Source organism: Mycobacterium lentiflavum (assembly GCF_022374895.2).
Classification (GTDB): Bacteria; Actinomycetota; Actinomycetes; order Mycobacteriales; family Mycobacteriaceae; genus Mycobacterium; species Mycobacterium lentiflavum.
Map to the genome: position 1 here is coordinate 1,653,368 of NZ_CP092423.2, position 21,804 is coordinate 1,675,171.

At 65.1% G+C, this 21,804-nt stretch carries 18 protein-coding genes and 2 pseudogenes; 11 read left to right on the plus strand and 9 right to left on the minus strand.

Features of this window, described 5'->3' with window-relative positions; all coding sequences use genetic code 11:
- Positions 1-70 precede the first annotated feature (70 nt).
- Positions 71-1,183, minus strand: coding sequence for an iron-siderophore ABC transporter substrate-binding protein (locus MJO58_RS08060; protein ID WP_434086362.1), 1,113 nt, complete (start codon positions 1,181-1,183; stop codon positions 71-73).
- A gap of 192 nt (positions 1,184-1,375) precedes the next feature.
- Between MJO58_RS08060 and ctaD the strand changes: the two genes are divergently transcribed.
- The 7 genes and pseudogenes from ctaD to MJO58_RS08095 all read left to right on the plus strand — a co-directional run bounded on the left by ctaD (position 1,376) and on the right by MJO58_RS08095 (position 9,423).
- Positions 1,376-3,118 (plus strand): aa3-type cytochrome oxidase subunit I, encoded by a 1,743-nt coding sequence (gene ctaD, locus MJO58_RS08065; protein ID WP_239722548.1) that lies wholly within the window; start codon positions 1,376-1,378, stop codon positions 3,116-3,118.
- A 13-nt stretch (positions 3,119-3,131) separates the two neighbouring features.
- Positions 3,132-4,361 carry a phosphoserine phosphatase SerB gene (serB, locus tag MJO58_RS08070; protein ID WP_239722549.1) on the plus strand — a complete coding sequence of 410 codons (1,230 nt, stop codon included), beginning with the start codon at positions 3,132-3,134 and terminating at the stop codon, positions 4,359-4,361.
- A 23-nt stretch (positions 4,362-4,384) separates the two neighbouring features.
- The gene (locus MJO58_RS08075; protein ID WP_434086363.1) at positions 4,385-5,350 is read left to right on the plus strand and encodes an ABC transporter ATP-binding protein; all 966 of its coding nucleotides are present in this window, start codon (positions 4,385-4,387) and stop codon (positions 5,348-5,350) included.
- The gene (locus tag MJO58_RS08080; protein WP_239722550.1) at positions 5,347-6,174 is read left to right on the plus strand and encodes an NUDIX hydrolase; all 828 of its coding nucleotides are present in this window, start codon (positions 5,347-5,349) and stop codon (positions 6,172-6,174) included. The genes MJO58_RS08075 and MJO58_RS08080 overlap by 4 nt, the downstream gene beginning before the upstream one ends.
- Positions 6,171-6,827, plus strand: a pseudogene (locus tag MJO58_RS08085) (enoyl-CoA hydratase); the annotation flags it as partial. The gene MJO58_RS08080 and the pseudogene MJO58_RS08085, both read left to right, overlap by 4 nt.
- A 127-nt stretch (positions 6,828-6,954) precedes the next feature.
- A pseudogene (locus MJO58_RS08090) lies at positions 6,955-7,962 on the plus strand (HNH endonuclease signature motif containing protein); the annotation flags it as partial.
- 21 nt (positions 7,963-7,983) lie between these two features.
- Positions 7,984-9,423, plus strand: coding sequence for a recombinase family protein (locus MJO58_RS08095; protein ID WP_023870415.1), 1,440 nt, complete (start codon positions 7,984-7,986; stop codon positions 9,421-9,423).
- A gap of 238 nt (positions 9,424-9,661) precedes the next feature.
- On the opposite strand, the gene MJO58_RS08100 is transcribed toward MJO58_RS08095, so the two are convergent.
- The 4 genes from MJO58_RS08100 to MJO58_RS08115 all read right to left on the minus strand — a co-directional run bounded on the left by MJO58_RS08100 (position 9,662) and on the right by MJO58_RS08115 (position 13,362).
- Positions 9,662-10,156, minus strand: a complete 495-nt coding sequence (locus MJO58_RS08100; protein WP_023870416.1) for a PIN domain-containing protein — start codon at positions 10,154-10,156, stop codon at positions 9,662-9,664.
- Positions 10,157-10,175: 19 nt separating this feature from the next.
- Positions 10,176-11,276 carry a helix-turn-helix domain-containing protein gene (locus tag MJO58_RS08105; RefSeq protein WP_023870417.1) on the minus strand — a complete coding sequence of 367 codons (1,101 nt, stop codon included), beginning with the start codon at positions 11,274-11,276 and terminating at the stop codon, positions 10,176-10,178.
- 147 nt (positions 11,277-11,423) lie between these two features.
- A complete protein-coding gene (locus MJO58_RS08110) occupies positions 11,424-13,013 on the minus strand; it encodes an SIR2 family protein (RefSeq protein WP_033720768.1) in 1,590 nt (529 codons plus the stop codon).
- A 145-nt stretch (positions 13,014-13,158) separates the two neighbouring features.
- Positions 13,159-13,362, minus strand: coding sequence for a three-helix bundle dimerization domain-containing protein (locus tag MJO58_RS08115; protein ID WP_082273186.1), 204 nt, complete (start codon positions 13,360-13,362; stop codon positions 13,159-13,161).
- 131 nt (positions 13,363-13,493) lie between these two features.
- On the opposite strand from MJO58_RS08115, the gene MJO58_RS08120 reads away from it, so the two are divergent.
- Positions 13,494-13,856 carry a hypothetical protein gene (locus tag MJO58_RS08120; RefSeq protein WP_023870420.1) on the plus strand — a complete coding sequence of 121 codons (363 nt, stop codon included), beginning with the start codon at positions 13,494-13,496 and terminating at the stop codon, positions 13,854-13,856.
- A 550-nt stretch (positions 13,857-14,406) separates the two neighbouring features.
- Here the strand turns inward: MJO58_RS08120 and MJO58_RS08125 are convergent.
- From MJO58_RS08125 to MJO58_RS08135, 3 genes are all read right to left on the minus strand, one after another.
- Entirely contained in the window at positions 14,407-15,948 is a 1,542-nt protein-coding gene (locus MJO58_RS08125) for a replication initiator (RefSeq protein WP_074243904.1), read from the minus strand.
- The gene (locus MJO58_RS08130; protein WP_033720764.1) at positions 15,905-17,359 is read right to left on the minus strand and encodes an FtsK/SpoIIIE domain-containing protein; all 1,455 of its coding nucleotides are present in this window, start codon (positions 17,357-17,359) and stop codon (positions 15,905-15,907) included. Before MJO58_RS08130 ends, MJO58_RS08125 begins: the two co-directional genes overlap by 44 nt.
- A gap of 94 nt (positions 17,360-17,453) precedes the next feature.
- The gene (locus tag MJO58_RS08135) at positions 17,454-17,798 is read right to left on the minus strand and encodes a hypothetical protein (RefSeq protein ID WP_023870424.1); all 345 of its coding nucleotides are present in this window, start codon (positions 17,796-17,798) and stop codon (positions 17,454-17,456) included.
- 255 nt (positions 17,799-18,053) lie between these two features.
- On the opposite strand from MJO58_RS08135, the gene MJO58_RS08140 reads away from it, so the two are divergent.
- Both MJO58_RS08140 and MJO58_RS08145 read left to right on the plus strand, forming a co-directional pair.
- The gene (locus MJO58_RS08140) at positions 18,054-18,854 is read left to right on the plus strand and encodes an XRE family transcriptional regulator (protein ID WP_033720763.1); all 801 of its coding nucleotides are present in this window, start codon (positions 18,054-18,056) and stop codon (positions 18,852-18,854) included.
- Positions 18,855-18,862: 8 nt separating this feature from the next.
- Complete coding sequence (locus MJO58_RS08145) at positions 18,863-19,330, plus strand: NUDIX hydrolase (RefSeq protein WP_023870426.1); 468 nt, start codon at positions 18,863-18,865, stop codon at positions 19,328-19,330.
- A 20-nt stretch (positions 19,331-19,350) separates the two neighbouring features.
- On the opposite strand, the gene MJO58_RS08150 is transcribed toward MJO58_RS08145, so the two are convergent.
- Positions 19,351-19,884, minus strand: coding sequence for an HD domain-containing protein (locus MJO58_RS08150; protein WP_031354460.1), 534 nt, complete (start codon positions 19,882-19,884; stop codon positions 19,351-19,353).
- A 634-nt stretch (positions 19,885-20,518) separates the two neighbouring features.
- Between MJO58_RS08150 and MJO58_RS08155 the strand changes: the two genes are divergently transcribed.
- The gene (locus tag MJO58_RS08155; RefSeq protein ID WP_033711099.1) at positions 20,519-21,592 is read left to right on the plus strand and encodes an IS110 family RNA-guided transposase; all 1,074 of its coding nucleotides are present in this window, start codon (positions 20,519-20,521) and stop codon (positions 21,590-21,592) included.
- The last annotated feature ends 212 nt before the right edge of the window (positions 21,593-21,804 follow it).

Consider the following 21,804-nt stretch of genomic DNA (forward strand, 5'->3'; position numbering starts at 1 on the left):
AGGTAAAGGTCTCAGGCCAATCGGACGGTCACCCATGAGCTTATGACGATGCGTGCGTACCGGATCAGGGCTAATTAATTGCGGCGTTGAGCAGGCGCAGGTCGTCGACGATGCCCCGGGCCGCGATCACGCCTTCGCCGGTCTGCCACACCTCGTCGTTGACGATGTAGACGCGGTTGTCGCGGTTGGCGGACAGCTTGCGCCATGGGGCGCTGTCCAAGATCGTCGCGGCGCGGTCGGCGGCGGCGCGGGTGGCGCACGACATGTAGATCACGTCGGCGTCCGCGGCCGAGAAATCCGCGCCCTTCGCCAGATCGGCGTCGGTCGCGCCGATCTCGATGTAGGGCTTGTCGGTGAACCGCTGGGCGGCCGGCCGGTCCACCCCGACCGCGCTGAGCACACTGGCCGGGAAGTTGTTGGCGCCGTAGATCCGCAGCTTGTCGGTGGTCAGCTGAACGACCGACGCCTGGAAGTGAGCGGCGTCGTGGGAGGCGCCGATCTGGCTGGCCCGCTGGGTGAAACCGCCGATCAGGCCGTCGACGGCGCCGCTGCGCGCCGTCGCGCCGCCGACAATGCGCAGGTTGTCCTGCCAGGCTCCACCCGGTGCTGCCGTGAACACCGTTGGGGCGATCGCCGCGAGCCTCGGATACGTCCTCGGCGTCAGCGCGACCGAGCCCAGGATCAGATCCGGGTGTAGCGCGGCGATCGCGCGCAGGTCGGGATTGCTCCGGGTGCCGACTCCGGGCAGTGCATGCACCGCGTCGCCCAGATAGGACGGCTGACTCGGCGAATCGTCCGGCAGGGCCGCGGCGACCACGCGCGATTGCAGGCCGAGCGCGCAGACGGCGTCGAGCTGATCGCCGGTGAGCACCACGATGCGCTGCGCCTGCGCGGGCACCTGGACCGAGTCCGGAGTGACCCCCGCGGCATTGTGGGCCTGCCGCGTCGCCGGCCCGGGATCGGCCGGAGCCGCGTCCCGCGGGCACGACTCGTCGGGCTTGCGGTCGTTGCCCAGCACTCCGGCGCCCGCGATTTGCGTGGTGGGTGTGACCAACGGCCGGGTCGACGTCCCCTTGGAGCCGGACTGCCCGGACCCGCACGCGCTGCACGTCACGACCGCTGCCGCCGCGATCGCCGCAACTGCCACCAGCCGACCCTTGACGGGTGTCTTGACGGGCGTCAGGGTGGGTCGCCTACCGCCGGATTGCACACGTTCGACGCTAACATCCGGCCAGTTGGGAACCGGTCTGCCGACGCGGCCCGGCGCCTGTGATGAACCAATTACGACAGTTTGTAGGACCAGCACTGCCATCGGCTTGAACGGGGGCTAAGATTCGAGGGAACCCCTGTCTGGGATGGATGTTTGGAGGAGCTGTTGACAGCCGAAGCGCCCCCGTTGGGAGAACTTGATGCCGTTCGGCCGTACCCGGCCCGCACCGGTCCCAAAGGGAACTTGATCTACAAACTGATCACGACTACCGATCACAAGCTGATCGGCATCATGTACTGCGTCACGTGCTTCGTCTTCTTCTTTATCGGCGGGCTGCTGGCGCTGTTGATGCGTGCCGAGCTGGCCGCACCGGGACTGCAGTTCTTGTCGAATGAGCAGTACAACCAGTTGTTCACCATGCACGGCACGATCATGCTGCTGTTCTATGCGACCCCGATCGTGTTCGGCTTCGCCAACCTGGTGCTGCCGTTGCAGATTGGCGCACCGGACGTGGCGTTCCCGCGTCTGAACGCCTTCTCGTTCTGGCTGTTCCTGTTCGGCGCCACGATCGCGATGGCCGGTTTCATCACGCCGGGCGGGGCCGCCGACTTCGGCTGGACCGCGTACACGCCGTTGACCGATGCGATCCACTCACCGGGCGCCGGCGGCGACCTGTGGATCATGGGTCTGGCCGTCGCGGGTCTGGGCACGATCCTCGGCGCGGTCAACATGATCACCACCGTGGTCTGCATGCGCGCACCCGGCATGACGATGTTCCGGATGCCGATCTTCACTTGGAACATCCTGGTGACCTCGATTCTGGTGCTGATCGCCTTCCCGCTGCTGACCGCGGCCCTGTTCGGGCTGGCCGCCGACCGCCACCTGGGCGCCCACATCTATGACTCGGCCAACGGCGGAGTTCTGTTGTGGCAGCACCTGTTCTGGTTCTTCGGCCACCCCGAGGTGTACATCATCGCGCTGCCGTTCTTCGGCATCGTCTCGGAGATCTTCCCGGTCTTCGCGCGCAAGCCGATCTTCGGCTACACCACGCTGGTCTACGCGACGCTGTCGATCGCTGCGCTGTCGGTCGCGGTGTGGGCGCACCACATGTTCGCCACCGGAGCCGTTCTGCTGCCGTTCTTCTCGTTCATGACCTATCTGATCGCGGTGCCGACCGGGATCAAGTTCTTCAACTGGGTCGGCACAATGTGGAAGGGCCAGTTGACCTTTGAAACGCCGATGCTGTTCTCGGTCGGCTTCATGGTCACCTTCCTGCTGGGCGGCCTGACCGGCGTGCTGCTGGCCAGCCCGCCGCTGGACTTCCACGTCACCGACAGCTATTTCGTGGTCGCGCACTTCCACTACGTGCTGTTCGGCACCATCGTGTTCGCCACCTACGCCGGAATCTACTTCTGGTTCCCGAAGATGACTGGCCGGCTCCTCGACGAACGCTTGGGCAAGCTGCACTTCTGGCTGACGTTCATCGGCTTCCACACCACCTTCCTGGTGCAGCACTGGCTGGGCGATCAGGGTATGCCGCGCCGCTACGCCGACTACCTGGCTACCGACGGCTTCCAGGGCCTCAACATCGTCTCGACGGTGGGGGCCTTCATCCTGGGCGCCTCGATGTTCCCGTTCGTGTGGAACGTGTTCAAGAGCTGGCGCTACGGCGAAGTGGTCACCGTCGACGACCCGTGGGGTTACGGCAACTCGCTGGAGTGGGCAACCAGTTGCCCGCCGCCGCGGCACAACTTCACCGAGCTGCCCCGAATCCGTTCGGAGCGGCCGGCTTTCGAGTTGCACTACCCGCACATGGTGGAGCGGATGCGCGCCGAGTCGCACGTCGGTCGGGCTCATGGCAAAGAAGGCCACGACGTCACCCGGCTCGACGTCGACGTGCGCAGCTAATGGCCCATCTCGGGTGAACACGCCACCTAAGGTGTCGGTGCTGATCACCGTCACCGGAGTGGATCAACCGGGTGTGACGTCCGCGCTCTTTGACGCGCTCTCCGGGCATGGAATCGACCTGCTCAACGTCGAGCAGGTCGTCATCCGGGGCCGCCTGACGCTCGGGGTGTTGCTCTGCTGCCCCCCGGAAGTCGCCGAAAGCATCGTGCTGGGCGACGACGTCGAGGACGCCATCCACGCGGTCGGTCTCGACGTCACGATCGAGCGCAGCGAGGCCGTGCCGATCATCCGCGAGCCGTCGACGCACACCATCTTCGTGCTGGGCCGGCCGATCACCGCCGGGGCGTTCGGCGCGGTGGCCCGCGAGGTCGCGGCGCTCGGTGTCAACATCGACCTGATCCGCGGCGTCTCCGACTATCCGGTGACCGGCCTGGAGCTGCGGGTCTCGGTGCCGCCGGGCGCCGACGGCCCGCTGCGGACCGCGCTTAACAAGGTGTCCTCCACCGAGGGCGTCGACGTCGCGGTCGAGGACTACAGCCTGGAGCGGCGGGCGAAACGGCTCATCGTGTTCGATGTCGACTCGACGCTGGTGCAGGGCGAGGTCATCGAGATGCTGGCCGCCAAGGCCGGCGCCGAGGGTCAGGTCGCCGCGATCACCGAGGCCGCGATGCGCGGCGAGTTGGACTTCGCCGAGTCGCTCCTGCAGCGGGTGGCCACTCTGCAGGGCCTGCCCGCCACCGTGATCGACGAGGTCGCCGACCAGCTCGAGCTGATGCCCGGCGCGCGCACCACCCTGCGCACACTGCGGCGGCTGGGTTATCACTGCGGCGTGGTCTCCGGTGGTTTCCGGCGCATCATCGAACCGCTGGCCGAGGAGCTGATGCTGGACTTCGTCGCGGCCAACGACCTCGAGATCGTCGACGGCAAGCTCACCGGCCGGGTAGTCGGCCCCATCATCGACCGGCCCGGAAAGGCCAAGGCGTTGAGAGACTTTGCGCAGCAGGCCGGGGTGCCGATGGCGCAGACCGTCGCCGTCGGGGATGGCGCCAACGACATCGACATGCTGTCCGCGGCCGGGCTGGGTGTGGCGTTCAACGCGAAGCCGGCGTTGCGGGCGGTCGCCGACGCGTCGTTGAGCAGCCCGTACCTGGATACGGTGCTGTTTCTGCTCGGCGTCACCCGCGGCGAGATCGAGGCCGCCGATGCCGTCGACGGCGAAGTGCGCCGCCCCGACATCCCCTGAGATTCCGCCCGAGTAGGTGCGCACTGCACCGACCCGGCAGCCATCACACTCTCGCGGTACGGCACGATGATCGGGTGCCCGAAACCGGTCCCGAAAGCTCCGAAACCGGCCTCGAAACCGGCCTCGAAACCGGCCTCGAAACCGGCCTCGAAACCGGCACTGCCGAAGCCGACCCCGATCTGCTGATCGACTTCAGAAACGTCTCGCTGCGCCGCGGCGACCACGTGATGGTCGGGCCGCTGGATTGGGCCGTCGAACTCGACGAGCGCTGGGTGATCATCGGTCCCAACGGGGCGGGCAAGACGTCACTGCTGCGCATCGCCGCGGCCGCCGAGCACCCGTCGACCGGCATCGCCTTCGTGCTCGGCGAGCGGTTGGGCCGCGTCGACGTGTCGGAGTTGAAGGCCCGGATCGGGCTCAGCTCTTCGGCTTTGGCGCAGCGCATCCCCTCCGACGAGGTCGTGCGCGACTTGGTCATCTCGGCCGGCTACGCGGTCCTGGGGCGCTGGCGTGAGCGTTACGAGGAAGTCGACCATCAGCGCGCCCTCGACATGCTGGAGAGCCTGGGCGCCGAGCACCTGGCCGACCGCACCTACGGGACGCTGTCCGAAGGGGAGCGCAAGCGGGTACTGATCGCCCGCGCGCTGATGACCGACCCCGAGCTGCTGCTGCTCGACGAACCCGCCGCCGGCCTGGACCTGGGTGGCCGCGAGGAATTGGTATCCCGGCTGACCGACCTGGCCGCCGACCCCGACGCGCCCGCCCTGGTATTGGTCACTCACCACGTCGAGGAGGTGCCGCCGGGCTTCAGCCACGCCATGTTGCTGTCGGAGGGACGGGTCGTGGCCGCGGGGCTGCTGGCCGATGCGTTGACCGCCGAGAACCTCTCGGCTGCGTTCGGTCAATCGATCGCCTTGGACGTCATCGATGGGCGGTACTTCGCGCGGCGTGTTCGTGCCCGCGCGGCCCATCGCAGGAGGCCGGAATGAACACCACCCCCGAGCCGCTACCGACCCGGCCGGCGGCCACCGTGATGCTGATCCGCGACGTGCCCGGCGGCGTGAAGACCTTCCTGATGCGCCGACATTCGAAGATGGAGTTCGCTCCCGGCACGATGGTGTTCCCCGGCGGCGGGGTGGACGACCGCGACCGTAATGCCGACATCGCGTGGGCCGGCCCGGCGCCCGACTGGTGGGCACAGCGGTTCGGCATCGACACCGAGCTGGCCGCGGCCCTGGTGTGCGCGGCGGCACGGGAGACGTTCGAAGAATCCGGGGTGTTGTTCGCGGGCCCGGCCGGCCAATCCCTTTCGTCACCGGACGGAATCGTGCGCGACGCCTCGGTGTACGCCGATGCCCGCCGCGCTCTGGACGACCGAACGTTGTCGTTCGCGGACTTCCTGCGGAGCGAAAACCTGGTGCTGCGTTCCGACCTGCTGCGGCCGTGGGCCAACTGGGTCACCCCGGAAGCCGAGCGCACCCGCCGCTACGACACCTACTTCTTCGTCGGCGCTCTACCGGAGGGCCAGCGGGCCGACGGGGAGAACACCGAATCGGACAGTGCCGGCTGGTCGACGCCGCAAGCCGCGATCGACGACTTCGAAGCCGGGCGCTGCTTCTTGCTGCCGCCGACCTGGACCCAGCTGGACTCGCTGGCCGGGCACACCGTCGCCGAAGTGCTGGCCGTCGAACGCCAAATCGTGCCGGTGCAACCGCATTTGGAGATCCAGGGGGACAACTGGATCTTCGAGTTCTTCGACTCCGACCGCTACCACCAGGCCCGGGAAAAGGGCGGCATGGGGTGGCGGTATTGAGCGAGTTCGTCCACGTCGTAGTCAGTGACGGCTCGCGGGACGCCGGCCTGGCCGTACTGCTGGTGTCGCGGCCGCCCACCAACACGATGACCCGGCAGGTCTACCGCGAGATCGCGGCGGCGGCCGCCGAGGTGGGGCGGCGCGATGACGTCGCCGCGGTGATCCTTTTCGGTGGGCACGAGATCTTTTCCGCCGGTGATGACATGCCGGAGCTGGCGACGCTGAGCGCCGCCGAGGCGGACAGTGCGGCTCGGGTGCGTGCCGACGCCGTCGAGGCCGTCGCGGTGATCCCGAAGCCGACCGTTGCGGCGGTCACCGGCTACGCGTTGGGCGCGGGTCTGACGTTGGCGCTGGCCGCCGACTGGCGGATCAGCGGCGACAACGTGAAGTTCGGCGCGACCGAAATTCTGTCGGACCGGGTGCCCGGGGGATTAGACCGACTGACGCGGGCCGCCGGGGCGAGTCATGCCAAGGAGATGGTGTTCAGCGGGCGCTTCGTTGACGCCGAGGAGGCCCTGCAGCTGGGCCTGGTCGACGAGCTGGTGGCGCCCGACGACGTGTACGACGCGGCGGCGAACTGGGCGCGGCGGTTTCTCGACGGTCCGCGGGAGGCGTTGGCCGCCGCCAAGGCGGGCATCAACGCCGCTTTCGACGGCGGCGCTTAGGCGGCTGTCGCGTGTTGGTTGATAGATCTTCGCCCTATCCAGGGCCACCCCGACTGCAACGGTAACCGCCAGTGGGGTGCCGAGATTTGTCGTACACCGCTGCGATGATGGGGGTATGTCTTCGAGCGCATCTCGGTCCGCGGAGCTGAGGCCTGCGGATCGGTTGGGGGTGTTGTTCGAGGAGTTGGCGGAGTTGGCCGGTCAGCGCAATGCGATTGACGGGCGCATCGTGGACATTGTCGCCGAGATTGATCGCGAGGGGCTGTGTGGAGCGACCGGTGCGCGGTCGGTCGCGGCGTTGATGGCTTGGAAGTTGGGGTGGTCTGCGGGTAACGCCCGTACGGTGACCGCGGTGGCGGATCGTGTTGAGGAGTTTCCGCGCTGTGTGCAGGGGCTGCGGGCGGGGCGACTGTCGTTGGATCAGGTCGGGGTGATCGCCGCGCGTGCCGGGGCGGGTTCTGATGAGCATTATGCGCAGCTGGCGCAGGTGGCCACGGTCACTCAGTTGCGTACCGCGGTCGCGCTGGAACCGCGCCCTGAACCCGATGCTGGGCCGCAACAGGGGCCGGCGATCACCAAGAGCTCCGATGAGCACTTCGCCTGTTGGCGGGTTCGGCTTGCCCACCCGGACGCGGCCAAGTTCGAAGCGGCACTGCAATCTCATCGCGACGCGCTGGTCGCCGAGTGGAAGCAGGATCGTGGCGACGGGGAGCGGGTGTCAGAGACGGCGCCGCCGGTGCCGGGCACCTTGGAGGCGTTTATGCGGCTGGTGGAGACGGGCTGGGATGTTGACGCGGCCCGTCGACCCCACGGGATGCAGACCACGGTGGTGGTGCATGTCGACGTCACCCAGCCGGCGGCGGCGTTGCATCTGGGTCCGCTGCTGACCGACGCCGAGCGTGGGTATCTGACGTGTGATGCCACCGGTGAGGTGTGGTTTGAACGCGCCGGGGAGGTGATCGGGGCTGGGCGCACTACGCGGTTGATCAGCCGCCGGCTGCGCCGCGCCCTGGAACACCGCGACCGCGCCTGCGTGGTGCCCGGGTGTGGGGCCACCCGGGGCCTGCAGGCACACCACGTGCGGCATTGGCAGGACGGCGGCCCGACCGAGTTGTCCAAGCTCAAATGTCGCTAAACTACCCTCATGGCGAAACCGAGAACTCCCGGTCAACGCGTCGGGGTGCGGTCGGCGGCGATCTACGCCCGGATCTCCGCCGATGTGGAGGGCACCGGGCTGGGAGTGGCACGTCAGTTGGAGGACTGCCGCAAGCTCGCCGCTGATCGGGGCTGGCAGGTCGGCGATGAGTACGTCGACAACGATGTATCGGCCTACTCGGGCAAGCCGCGTCGCGAGTACGCCCGGATGTTGGATGACCTGAAATCCGGTGCGCGTGATGCGGTGATCGTCTACAACCTCGACCGTCTGCATCGTCGCCCGGTCGAGTTGGAAGACTTCGTCACCCTGTGTGAAGTGGCGGGCGTGCGCGATGTCGCCACCGTGACCGCCGACATCGATCTCGGCAACGATGACGGGTTGTTCATGGCCCGGATTTTCGCCGCGTTCGCCGCCAAAGAATCCGGCCGCAAATCCGCGCGTATCCGCCGCAAAATGCTGCAGAACGCCGAACAAGGATTGCCGCACGGCCCAGCGCGGCCGTTCGGCTACGAACCCGACAAAATCACCCTCCGCCCCGACGAAGCGAAAGTCGTTCGGGAGATGGTGGACCGCTACCTGGCCGGGGCATCGATCCGATCGTTGACGATTTGGCTCAACGACACCGGGATCGCCCCGCCCGCGTCCACGTCGTGGCAGACCACCACCGTCCGCCACATCCTGGCCTCAGGACGGATTGCCGGGTTGCGCGAGCATCACGGGGAGGTGATCGGTCCCGCGGCGTGGCCGGCGATCATCACCCCCGCCGAGCGGGACCGCATCCTCGCCCGGATGACTGCCCGCTCAGTGACCAAGACCCGCGCCCCACGCACCTACCTACTGTCTGGGATGCTGCGCTGCGGACGCTGCGGGAACCGCTTGTTTTCCCAAGCCCGCCACAACAATCCAACCAACCGAGTCCGCCGCTACGTCTGCCTCAAAGGCCCCGACCACGGCGGCTGCGGCCGACTCACCGTGGTCGCGCAACCAGTCGAAGAACTGTTGACTGACGCGGTACTGACCCGACTGGACTCCCCGCAGCTCGCCGACGCCCTGAACGGGAAAGCCAGAGTCGACGCTGATGTCGCCGCGCTCGCTGCGCAGCTAGAAGCCGACCAGGCCCGCCTCGACGAGCTCGCCGCACTCTATGCCGAGGGCGCGGTGACCGCACGGGAATGGATCGCTGCCCGCGACCCCATCACCAACCGCATCACCCAAACCCGCCGCGACATCGCAAAAGCCACCGACACCAGCTCAATAGTGGACCTCGTGGGCACCGGCAACGCGCTACGCGGCCAATGGGACGGCCTCGACATCGACCGCCAACAAGCCATCATCAAATCAGTACTCGACCACGCCGTCATCGCACCCGGCACCCCCGGCTCCCGCGGCCTCGACATCAACCGCGTCCAGCCAGTTTGGCGTGTGTAGATCGCGCTTCTGTCGCGCAGGCACGACTGTCGCAAACTGTTCCAGATTGGACCCGTGTGACAATCCGGCTGGTGTCCGACTTGCTATTTCGTCGTTCATGCCAGGCGTCCTGGTCAACGGCGACAGGCGCTGCCGACTTAGCATCGGATCACAGAGGGCGCACTGTGCAGATCAGTCCTGGCGACCGGTGCGCCATGATCAGCCATGAGTGACACCTGACCGGCAGTGTGAAACCGGGTCACCTGAACAGCTCAGCGCCGGATCTCACGGGCAGGCGCATATCTGTGGCGAGTAGGGCATCGATCAGAGCGATAGTCTGGTTTTGGTCTCGGTCGAAGATCTCGGTGTGAGCTTGCGCGACCAGCCGCATCGTATCGATGAACGGTATGTGGCGCAGTTTCGCTTGTTCCACTGCCGCGCGTTCATCGAGAACTGCAACCAGTCCACGATGTTTGGCACAGGCGATGACGGCGCACTCGCCCATGTGCTCACCAGTGCCGCCCCCAAGCACCACTTTGACGTGCAGTGCTGTCCATTGTTCGTCGTCATTCATGAATATCCGCTCTGCCCACGCTGCCGAATCCACAGAAGGCACACCAGGATGGAGGTTTCTTGCCTTGTCGATCTCCACTTCGACCTCGCGCGGCACCAGCACGATGCCCTGAGGAGCCAAGCGCTCAAGGACACCGCTGTGACCGGCGCGGCAGAAATGGGTGAATGTGCTGGTGTCCATCACCCATTGCGCGGCGGGGTCAGTCCCCACCGACCGCGAACAGCGTTCGTAGGCTGGCGAGAGATTCCGTTTCCCGCTCTGGAAGATCGTCGCGGGTCATCGTTGCGCGAAGCAGTTCGATTGTCCTGGCGGCGGTCAATCGACCGGATGTGTAGCCCTCTACACATGCGGCGGCGAACCCTGGTGAAAGATAAGGGCATTTCGGTTCGTCGTCCCAGGATAGTTCCAGCCGAACGTAATCCCCGTGGCGGGGTTCATGGTCCAGTAGAGACTGAAACACCTCATATGAAATGAGGTCCAGGTTCTTTAACTGACCGACCGCCGCCTTCCAGCTCAGCCGAAACTGTGCTCCGACAGCGAGTGCACGGTCACGGGTGCTCCATTCGCTGTGTTCGTTCCAGACCTTTACCACTCCTGCACGAGGAGCGAGGAAGTGGATGGCGAATGACATGATCATCTTCTCGTGATCATCACCTGGTGACCCGTCATAGGCGTCGCCACACAGCCAGTGCCCGAGTTCATGCGCGAGGGTCATACGCCGTCGACCAGAGCGAACGTGCCCGTTGACAACGGCAACCGCCACGCCGTGGCTGACCTCAACGCACCCACCGTCAGGTCCGTTCTCGCCCAGCGACGCCGCATAGGTGTACAGCCCCAATCGTTCGCACACGTGCGCGAGGTGGTGTACGGGCTCATTGCCGATATCGAGCTGGTCTCGGACGTGCCTCGCCAATTGCTCGGCATCCTGGTGAGTGTGCGGGGTACGTGCCTCCTGGTCCCGCTTGACGGGATGAAGCAGGCCCATGTCGAGCAGCGTCCGCGTATCGCTGGCGAACAACTCGATCTCGTCGTCGAGGGCCCGCGAGGTCTCATCGGGTCGGGCGCTGTCTGACCGGCGGCTGACCACTGCTGGCAGCGGCTCGTTGACGAAGAAGGCGAGCGGACGCCTCAGCGCCTCTGCGATGGCGACCATCTCGGTCATGGCGAGTTTGCGTTCGCCCTTCTCGGCACGAACCAGCGCCGTGCGCTCCATGTCGACCAGCTCAGCGAGTTTGCTCTGAGGGATGCCCGCGTCTTCTCGCGCTCGGGCAACACGGTGTCCAAGCGTTACGTGGTCCATGTGTGCGATTTTCACACATGAAGGTCGGAGTGTCGATACCGGGCCCTCTACCTGCGGAATTACGCGGCTGTAGTTCCCAGCCCAACGACACCACTGCCGCAGAACCATGGGAGATGGTCACGGTCTCCGGAGCCGGCGAGATCGGACTCACGCAGCGGTCCAGTCCGCCTTGGGACCGTACTTGAGTAGGTCGTAGATGCACACCGCCTTCGTGAACTGTGAGGTCATTTTGCCGTCCTCGTCGGTGTATTCATTCTCACATTCGATTAGGAAGTTCTTGAGCACCCGAGGCTCTATTGCGGTGTGCGCGAACGCCCCGAAGTGTGCCAGCACCTCATCGGTCGTGCAGTACTGGATCATCCCCTTGAGCGACTTATGTGTCTGCGCAAGAGTTTTCGCCTTGCGCATAATGCTGGTGCTGGGCCGCAGGTTGCTGGTGTCCTGAATGCGTTTCAGCAACTTTGGTGAGATGTCCTGGTCGTCCTTGATGTGCCCGCTGGTGTCGAGATACCCCGCCGCCCTCAGATACTTGTACATCGGGAAATTGCCGGCACGACTCATCATCTCGGGCAGCGTCATCTTCACCACGAAGTCAGAATCGAATTCCGCTGTCTCGTGCAGCACGTCGTGGCAGAGATCCTGGCGGGCGACCATCTTGTATCCACGCTTCTGAACCGCGGCAATAACTCCCACTCCGACGACGAACTCTGCATCGTCGTCAACAACTGCGTCGAGGTCGGTCACGTGCAGGAGCCTGTCCTGAGCCTCACTGTCGAGTACGAGCTTGTACAGTTTCTCCTTGATCTGGCGCAGGGTCCGCCTCGGAATCTTCTGATCGAGAGCGGCTAGGACATCGAAGATCGCCTGGAAGTCGGGCACGGTGATCGCGCGAACGGGCACGTTGTGGGCATTGGCACCAATAACCGTCGGCACCATCGAATGCTGGCTACCTTCCTGCCAGTTCACGAACAGCAACCGATCCTGCAACCGCGACATGTGCTCGTCGGTGAGACAACTGGCAAGACTTCCAAGGATCGACTGGACGTTGCTGTCGGTCATGCTGTAGCCGATGAAGATCACCGGATGCTCGGCGAAGAACGTCAGGAGCTTCGCCGCGAGGTAGGCGTTGCGGTCGCGAAACACTGCGTAGTCGGACTCTGTGATGACTAAACTGTTCGGGTCGTCCAGACTGCCGTGGATCTTGTAAATCTCGGCGATTCCAGTCGGATCGGAGAAGACAAGCTCATCCTGCCCGACGAACACACGATAGTCGGGGAAGACCGTCTCAAGGAACGGGTCGTAGTTCGTCGTGATGATCGCGTCGACCTTGGCGTTACGCAGTGCATCGACCTCTGACCTCAGCGCTCTGGGAATCGAACTCTTTAAACCTATGTCCTTCAGAACCTCGGCGACATAGATCTTGAGCGCGCTGTCGGGTCGAATCAGCTTGTCGGAGTGCTTATTCCGCAGCGGCTTCTCCTTGGCAGTCCACAGCCTGTCCTTGAGCGGCTCCACGAGTAGCTCGGCAATCTTCGGCAGGTCTTCGCTGGCGGTCGACCTGTAGTAACTGAACTCACGGTCGGTCATGCCTGCCAGCATTTCCAGCAGTGACTGCCAGTCCGGCATGTTGAGATATCGCCGCGAAACCCCCGACCCAGCGAACAGGATCGGCGCAGCGGCGAAGCGCGCGAGATGCGCAGCAAGGTCGCTGCGGAACTTGTCATCGAACCCTGCCACTGATCACCTTCCGATTGACGGCAACGTCAACCGGCAGAGTATCGCGGCCGTTGCTGTTAACTGGGCTAAATAGGTGTAAGCGATCAGAGTCCGCATGGCTCCGCCCCCGGTCTTGACGGCAGGGGGCGACTCGACCCAAGCGGAATTAGGCGCTGGTTGCCATGTGATGCTGTGCAAGATGGCTGCGCGCGTGCTTCTCGACGAACAGCGGAACGAAATCTCGAATCGGACTCGCATCAAACCGAGCGTGAGCCTTACGGACCGCAGCATCAACATCCGCCAACGTGACCCCGGGAAACTCCTGGATCAGTCTGCGCTCAACCTCGGCCAACACCGTCTGCTCGCCAATCTCGATCATCGGCCACCAGGATCCATGTCCAGTCCGATCGCCGTCAACCAACAGAACTATGAACCTCAGACGGCCGGCGAAGGTAGTCCGCTGGCACACCAGGTCACCGCAGAAGTGACACGATAATCCTCATGACCGATCCGAATGTCGCTCAGGCCGCGCTGCTGATCACCGCCATCAACGAGCAGCTTCGCGACATGACACGGAGGCTGGCGGTCGCCGAGCGTGAAGGGGCCTGCGGGCACCACCCGGCACGGGCACAAGAGATGCGCTCGGTCACCGCCGAGCTTCGCCGCGACATCGACCGGGCCCAGTTCCTCATCACGCGGCTACGCCACCGCTTCCCCGAAGTCGACGTCTACGCGCCGACTACGGCGGCGGACGGGACGGAAGGTGAGGTGCCGATCACCGAAGCCGCTCGCAGTGACAATGCCCGGAATCGGGCACCAAACAGCTCGACGAGCAGCGACGTGCGCCGAGTCATCGCAGGCTGAACCGCAGCACTTACTGCCCTCAATAGTGCGGCCGGCAGGTCGTCTCCCAGGGATATACCGCCCTCAGATTCGCGGCGAGAACAGCTGACGCCCAGCGTCACAGATCGACGTCGGTTTCCACTCTCCCCGACGACTCCTGATGTCGCCGCCGGACCGAGACCATCGATAAAGCACTACATCGACGACAACAACAACCGTCCCCTCGTCTTCTCTGGTCGCAGGCGACGGTGCGGGTCGTGACGGGTGATGTCAAGGCTCGAACCGTGGTTCGCCCGCACGCGGCGCTGGCGTTGACATCACCCGTCACAACTCAGCTTGGAGTTCTTGCATCCAGGAGAAGAACAGTGCCATATAGGCGCTTCGTCATGCTCGGCGGGATCGACTACTCGTGGTTTACCGCAGCAACATCGCGATGTCAGCCAGCACGGTGGGGTTGGTGACGGCAACCGATACCTGTTGGCGTTCGCACGATTCCGTGAGCCATTCGGTGAACTCTTCACGGCTGTACGATCTTTCGTCTCGGACATTCTTGGCGGTGTGGGGTTGTGGGCTAACCATCGAGCACCTCGACAGGAGCGCCACGGCGGGGCTGTCTTGCCTCGCGCGCGGTATGACGCTGCTGGATGCGGCGTAGTGAGGCGCTGATGATCAGTGTGCGTTCGCCGAGGCTCGCGTGCCCCGCGCGGTCGAATTCCCACGCGACCAGATCGTCATCGTCAACAGCGCCGCTGGAACCCCTATACGGTCTCTGATCAGGGTGTTGTGCAGTGCTCTTCGATTGTTGTTTGCGGGTCCAGGTGGCGCGCCGTTGCCGTAGGGCGGTCATGGTGGTGGAGTAGCGGCGGGACTTGGAGGTGATGTGACCGCGGAACCCGAGAGTGTGCAGCCACCGTCTGATCCCGCTGAGTCCTTTGTCGGCGAGCGCGCTGATGGTGGTCAGGATGGCACGCACATGCTCGGACACGTCCAGGTCGCCGATCGCTTCGGTGGAGAGGCGTCGTGCGCTGATTCCGAGGTCGGCCAGGGACTTGGTGACGTACTTGGCGAGATAGCGCGCCACCCGCCTCCCTGACAGTGACCCGGCGATACCTGAATTCTGCTCAGCCGAACCCGTTTTCTCGGGAGCCGAGGATGCGGTGAGGGGTTGGGTGTCGATCTGCGTACCGAACCTGATCCTCCGCACGGCGCTGTCGGTGGTGGGATCGGTCAGGGCGAGCGTCACGGTGCGGGCCGCGTGCTCGATGATGGCGGCAAGTTTGGTTGCACTGGTGGGTGATTCCCAATCGGTCTGATCCGGGTCGTCACCGTTCTCGTGCGGATCGAGGCGGATCAGGGCGTGGATGTGCGGGATGGCGCGGACTTGCAGTTCAATGATTTTGATGAAGCTGACCCGCACCCCGTCCGGATCCACACCTGTGGCTTTCAGTTCTTTGTGTAGGGCGCGTCGCAGGGTGATGGTGAAGCGGCGCCACAGTTCAGGTAGGTGCCAGGTGAACAGCACATGCCCGACGTAGTCGTAGCACTCGCTACAGAGCGGCTGACCGACACGGCCTTCGCCATGATCATGGACGGTGCTGCACCACAACGGTTTTCCATGAGGGCAGCGGCGATAGCCACCGATGCGGTGATGATCCCGACACACGCCGCGCTTGCCGTCGCCACCGCGTGTGGCCGCATGAACGGCCCCGTAGCTGGGGGCGGTAAGGGTGAGGAACACTTGCGGCCGGTCGGCCACCGTGATGGGCATGCCGTGATGCCCGCCCGCGGCGCCGGCATGGACGAGTTGCCAGGTGTCGCGAGCGTAGAGGTCCGAGCAGGAGGGGCAGATGTGGGCGCGGCGATTATTGCACCGCGTCCACACCACCCGATCCCGCCTGTATTCATCGGCACCGACGAGTTGGATGGGGTGGGCGCAGAATCCAACTGATTCGGCTCGCCGCCACCATGATTCGAACCCCATCGAAGATGCTCGGCGCACCATCTGCTCGACCACCTTCGCCGTGTCGACCGTGTCCGGCACCCCGGGCAGGGCGAGCTGGCCCAGGTAATCAACGCTGTTCACTGTTGCCCTCACCCGAAGTGTGGCCGGCATCGGTGGCGCGTGGCCGGCGGGTGCTGCTTGCTCGGCTGGTGGGGCGGCGGAAGCGGCGCGCGAGGGTGGTGATGTCGTGGTCGGTGACGTGGAAGGCCCGCACCCGCTGCGGCTGAGCGGTGCCGTCGATCAGCATGTACCCGACACCCGGGGCGGTGTCGGGGATCCGGTCGCATTCCGCCCCGGCGTCACGGGCTCCTTGCCCGAGGACCATGGTGGTTTGGGTGGCTTCGGTCAGCCGCAACCCGATCCGCACGGTGAACAGCTGCCGCACCGGCAGGGTGTCTTTGGCCGGGTCTTGCACCGCGGCCACCACACTGATCCCCACTGCGCGGCCTTGGGAGAGCAGCAGGCCGAGGAGTTGTTCAATTTCGGTGCGGACCTTGCGGTCGGTCACATACGCAGTCAACGCGGCGATCTCATCGATCACCACTACAAACAACGGCTCAGCCGATGTCGGGGTGTGTAGCCGGGTGTGGCCACGCAGCCGGTTGGCCCGTGCGTGCATCACCGTCACGAGTTGGCGGAGGAGTTCCAGGGTGGTGTCGGTGGCGTCGTGGGTGAACACCGTGAACATCGGTGCCCCGGCGCCCAGTTCCATGCCGCCTTTGGGATCGATGACACACAACCGCACCAGCCCGGTTTTCACCGCTGGGGCGATCCCGGCAATCAGCGACCACAACACCGAGCCTTTCCCGGCGCCGGTGGCTCCCGCGATCAGCACATGATGGCCGAGCAGCGGTAGCTGCCAGCTGTGGCGGGTTTCGGTGATCCCCACCGGCACGGCCCCCAGATCCACCGGGGTCACCGCGGTGGGTATCGGCAGACCAATGGGTTCGGCGAGCACATCCCCGCGCATCAACGTGATCTTCAGTTCGCCGGGGGCGGTCGCGCGGATGGTGATCCGGTCGGCGCGCCACGCGGCGGCCAACGCATCGGATTGCTTGTGCCAGTCGGCCGTCGATTGGCCGGTGACGATCCGCACCGCCAACACATCGGTGGTTCTGCCGATGCGCACGTAGCGCAGTGTGGGTGTGAGGGTGCGTTCGCCGAGGCGGGCGGCCAGGCCGTGCAGGGTGCATGTCGATTCCCAGCTGCGGGTGTAGCGCGACCAGGTCAGCCACCGTCGGCGTACCGGTTCGGTCACCCAGCCGCGAAACGAGCCTCGATCGAGCCACGCCCAGCCTGCATACGCGACGCTCGGTGCGAGCGCGCAGACTAGGCCCGCACGCGGGCCATGGGTGATGCCGAGTGCGAGGCTGGCGATGATGGGGAGGCTGATGGCCGGGAACAGCGCCGCCCACCACAGCAGATATCCGGCCGCGGTGAACAGAGACATGACCAGATCCCCGAACCAGTCATCATCATTATTCTGCTCAGTGTTGTTGGTGTTCCTATTGTTTAATGCCATGTCAGGTGCCCTTCGTGAGCGAAATGGTCGGCAGGAGTTCCCCGGGGGTGGGGCGCGACGATCTGCTCAACGCGCGCCCCAACCCGCTCAGCGGTTATTTCTGCGGACGGGCCTGCTCACTCGACCCAGCACCGTTCGGGGTGGTGGGGCTGATCGCGTCGGCTCGGAACGCCACACCACTGCGATCGCCTTGTGCCCATGGGATGGCCACCAACCCCGACACTGAGACTGGTTGCGTGACTGTCACTTTCGGGTCACCTGCGACGGTGACGTTGAGGACTTCACCGCCGGTGTCATCCAACGCCAGCACCTGGGTGGCAAACAGCGGCACCCCGGTGGCGGTGTCGACTTTCGGGCTGCCGGTCTCGAAGTTCAGCCTTGGCTCAGCCGCACGGGTGACGATGAACCGGGTTCCTGACGTATCGATTCTCAAACGCATTGTCCTACTGGTCCTTTCATGATCTGCTTGCACCCGTTTCGAATGCTGGGCACAGTTCACGTGGACACCGGGGACGTAGCGAGGGACATTTACAGGCATTGCCGACACGGCCTCGGACGTTTCAGACACGACCGAGACACACCAGCGGACGTCGCACGGGCATTACCGTCACGGAGTGGCGACGGACCCATGGCAAACTAGGAACCACGCGTAGAGGATGGACAGAATCGACACGGGAAGATGTGCGCTGACACGATGGACGATCACGACGATGCTGAGGCCGTGACGATCCCCAACGAGCGCCTCGCACAGCGGCTACGGGCCAAGGGCCTATCCCACGCACGGTTCGCCACTGCCGTGGGTGTGGATATCAAGACAGTGCGACGCTGGCTGGCCGACAGTGACTACAAGGTCCGAGAACACAACGCCCACCGGGCCGCCGATGTGCTCGACTGCACCCCGTACGACCTGTGGCCCAACCAATACCCGCCCTCCACTGCGCACCCACTGGCGACAACGTCATCGGGTGGGCCGTTCACCGCGACGCTGTATGCCAGCCGCACCCAGCTACCGATCACCGCATGGCAGCAGCATTTCGCCGACGCCACCACCAGCATCGACATCCTCGTCCTGGCCGCCACGTTCCTCTTCGACACCCTCGACGGATTCCTCGACACCCTCCTCGGCGCCGCCGCCCGCGGCGTTGCAGTGCGATTTCTCGTTGGTAACCCCGACACCGCCACCACGATCCTGCGCGGTCAAGACGAGGGGATCGGTGAAGCCGTCATCGCCCGATGCCGCACCTCCGTCGAACTGCTCACCCCCCACGCCGGCACCCCAGGACTGAACATCCGCACCCACGACACCACGCTCTACACGTCGATCTTCCGCGTCGACGATGCGATGATCGTCAACTTCCACATCTACGGCTCACCCGGACGCAACAACCCCGTCCTCGTGCTATCGCGCCACCACGAACCCCGCCTCTGGGCCACCCTCGAACAGGCCTTCACCCAGGTATGGGACAACGCCACACCCCTGACCGCGAAAGGCTGAACCCATCGATGCGCACCGACTACTACAACGACCCCAACGCCCCGCAGCCCAACAGTGTCGTCCCCTCGGCTTCGGCCATCGTCACTGACGAACAGGGACGCATCCTGCTCATCAAACGCCGCGACAACACCCTGTGGGCGCTACCCGGCGGTGGACACGACATCGGCGAAACCATCGCCGATACCGCGGTACGCGAGGTCAAAGAAGAAACCGGGCTTGACGTCGAAGTCACCGGACTGGTCGGTGTCTACACCAACCCGCAGCACGTGGTCGCGTTCTCCGATGGTGAAGTCCGCCAACAGTTCTCGCTGTCCTTCACCACCAAGGTGCTCGGCGGAACCCTGGCGATCGACGATGAAAGCACCGAAATCGCCTGGACCCATCCCGACGACATGACCGGCCTGGACATGCACCCATCGATGCGGCTGCGCATCGACCACTACCTGCAACACCGCGACGCTCCCTACCTCGGCTGATCCGCGAGCAGTAAGGGCGGCTACTTCCAGGCGCGTACCCGTCCTACTGTCGCCAGCAACTCGTCGCGACCTGCGTCGACCGCCCGGTGCACCGGATCCTCGGGCCCGTAGCGCGCTAACACGTCGCTCAGGCGATCCTGCGGAGGTATCGGTAACCCGTCAGGTCCGGTCGTGAGATCGCAAAAGGTCAACGCATCCAGAACATCGCTGGGTGGATCGCCGAACGCCGATAAACCCGACACGCCTCGCTCAGCAGCCTCCGCGAGCGCACCGGTGTGAAACGCCACCAACGACGCGACCAATTCCCCAAAACCCGCCCACCGGGCAAACTTCGCGCCGTCGAGAGGATGAAACTCGGTTTGGCGCACCGACGGTGCGTAGCCGATATCGTGCAGCCACGCCGCCGCCACCAAGCAGTCCGCTGTGTCCGCATCGAAACGTCGACTCAACCGCTCGGCAGCCGCCGCGACACCCCGCACATGCGCCAACCGCGGCAACCCAGCCAGCCGTGCCTCCGCCTCTCGCCGTGCACGCTGCGTCAGAACCCCGCTCACAACCGCCAGCCTACGAGTCCCACCGCCACTGTGCAGGCCCATAGCTGATGGCCGTTGCAGCATTCGTCTCCGAAGCCCGTAGAAATCCGGCGGCTACCTGCGGGCTTCGCTACGCTCGCTCTGCTCCCGTCCGCTGGCGCTCCCGTCCGCGCCGCTCCCTACGCTTCGCCCTCCGTCCGCCGCCAACACCAGCCCGCGCAGACATCCAGTGCCCGCATCTCAATGCCCACCACACCCTGGCAGCACGACCAGCCTCACTGTCCTCGCCCCCGCCGCATCGAGACGCCGCGCGCAGCAGGCGCGACCGATGCCCGCCTGACCGCCTTGACCTGCGGTGTGATAACTTTCCTTACTGCTATTAAAGAACTACCGGCGTTTCCGCGGCCTCGCGAAGCGGGGCGTCGGTAGGGTCCGCGTCCGAACCGGTGCGGTCTGACTCATTTCTTTACCGGCCGCGAGCAGTGTGGCGTGCCTGCAATCGTCAGATCCGTCGACCGTGCCTGGTTCGGCGCGGAACCGCCGGACGGAATGACCTGATAGGAGCGCGACCAAGCATCCCGTAGCAGTATCGTCCCCGCCCGACGGCTTCGCCCTTTCACCCCATCCAGGAAATCCCGGTCACAGGAAGGCCGCAATGCAATCCACCATCGCCGCATCCACCCAACCACAGGTCACCGTCGGTGTCGACACGCACAAGCAGTTCCACGTCGCCCACGCCGCCGATCAGCTGGGCCGTCCGCTGGGCAGCCACCGCATGGCAGCCAGCACCGCCGGGTACCGCCAATTCGTGTCCTGGGCTCACGGGCTGGGCCAGCTTGTCATCGTCGGTATCGAAGGCCCCGGCCACTACGGCGCGGGCCTGGCCCGGTATCTGCGCGCCGAGGGCATCCCGGTCACCGAGGTCGGCCGCCCCAAACGGCAGCGCCGGGCACGCTACGGCAAATCCGACGATGCTGATGCGGCCGGAGCCGCCGCGATCGTGTTGGCCGGCGAAGCCCTCGGCGACCCCAAGTCCGCCGACGGTGCTGCCGAAATGGTGCGGGTGCTGCGGGTGGCCCGTACCAGTGCGGTGCGCGCCCGCGCCAAGGCCTACACCGCCCTGCAGGACCTTTTGGTCACCGCTCCCGCAGCGCTGCGTGAACAGCTGGCCGGCCTCTACAAAAAGCGTCTCATCCAGGCCTGCAAACAGTTGTCTGAGTCCGAAACGCCAAGCAGTCCAACCGATGCCATCACGATGGCGATCAAATCACTGGCGGCGCGCTGCGAGCAACTCGACGTCGAAGCCGCCCGGCTCAAACACCACATCGACACCATCACCGCCACCGCCGCACCGCAGTTGCGCGCCGTCTACGGTGTTGGCCCCGACACCGCCGCCACGCTGCTGGCAGCGATCGGCGACAACCACGATCGGATCAACGGCGATGGCGCCTTCGCTAAACTCTGCGGAGTCAGCCCGCTGCAGGCCTCCAGCGGCAAAACCGTCCGACACCGACTCAACCGCGGCGGCAACCGTGATGCCAACCGGGCGCTGCATGTCATCCTGGTCGTGCGGCTGCGCCGCCACCAACCCACCCGTGACTACATGGCGCGCCGCCTCGCCGAAGGCAAAACCAAAAACGAGGTCATGCGCTGTCTCAAGCGCTACCTCGCCCGCGAAATCTTCCACGCCATTCAGCCGTCAAGAAAGGCAACAAAAATCGTTGCCTGAATATAGGAGCATCTGCTATCAAGGACGAGACCACGCGGCGCATCGTCCGGCCGAACTGTACATGTATTTCACCAAATCGTTCGAGAGCGCAGGCCTGCCGAAATGTAGGCAATTCGGCTCGCACCCGATTGGGAATCCCGGTCAATAGAGGTATGACGGGTATGGCTGAGCCGTCGGTAGCGCCATCGCTATACCGGTAGGTACAGTCGCTG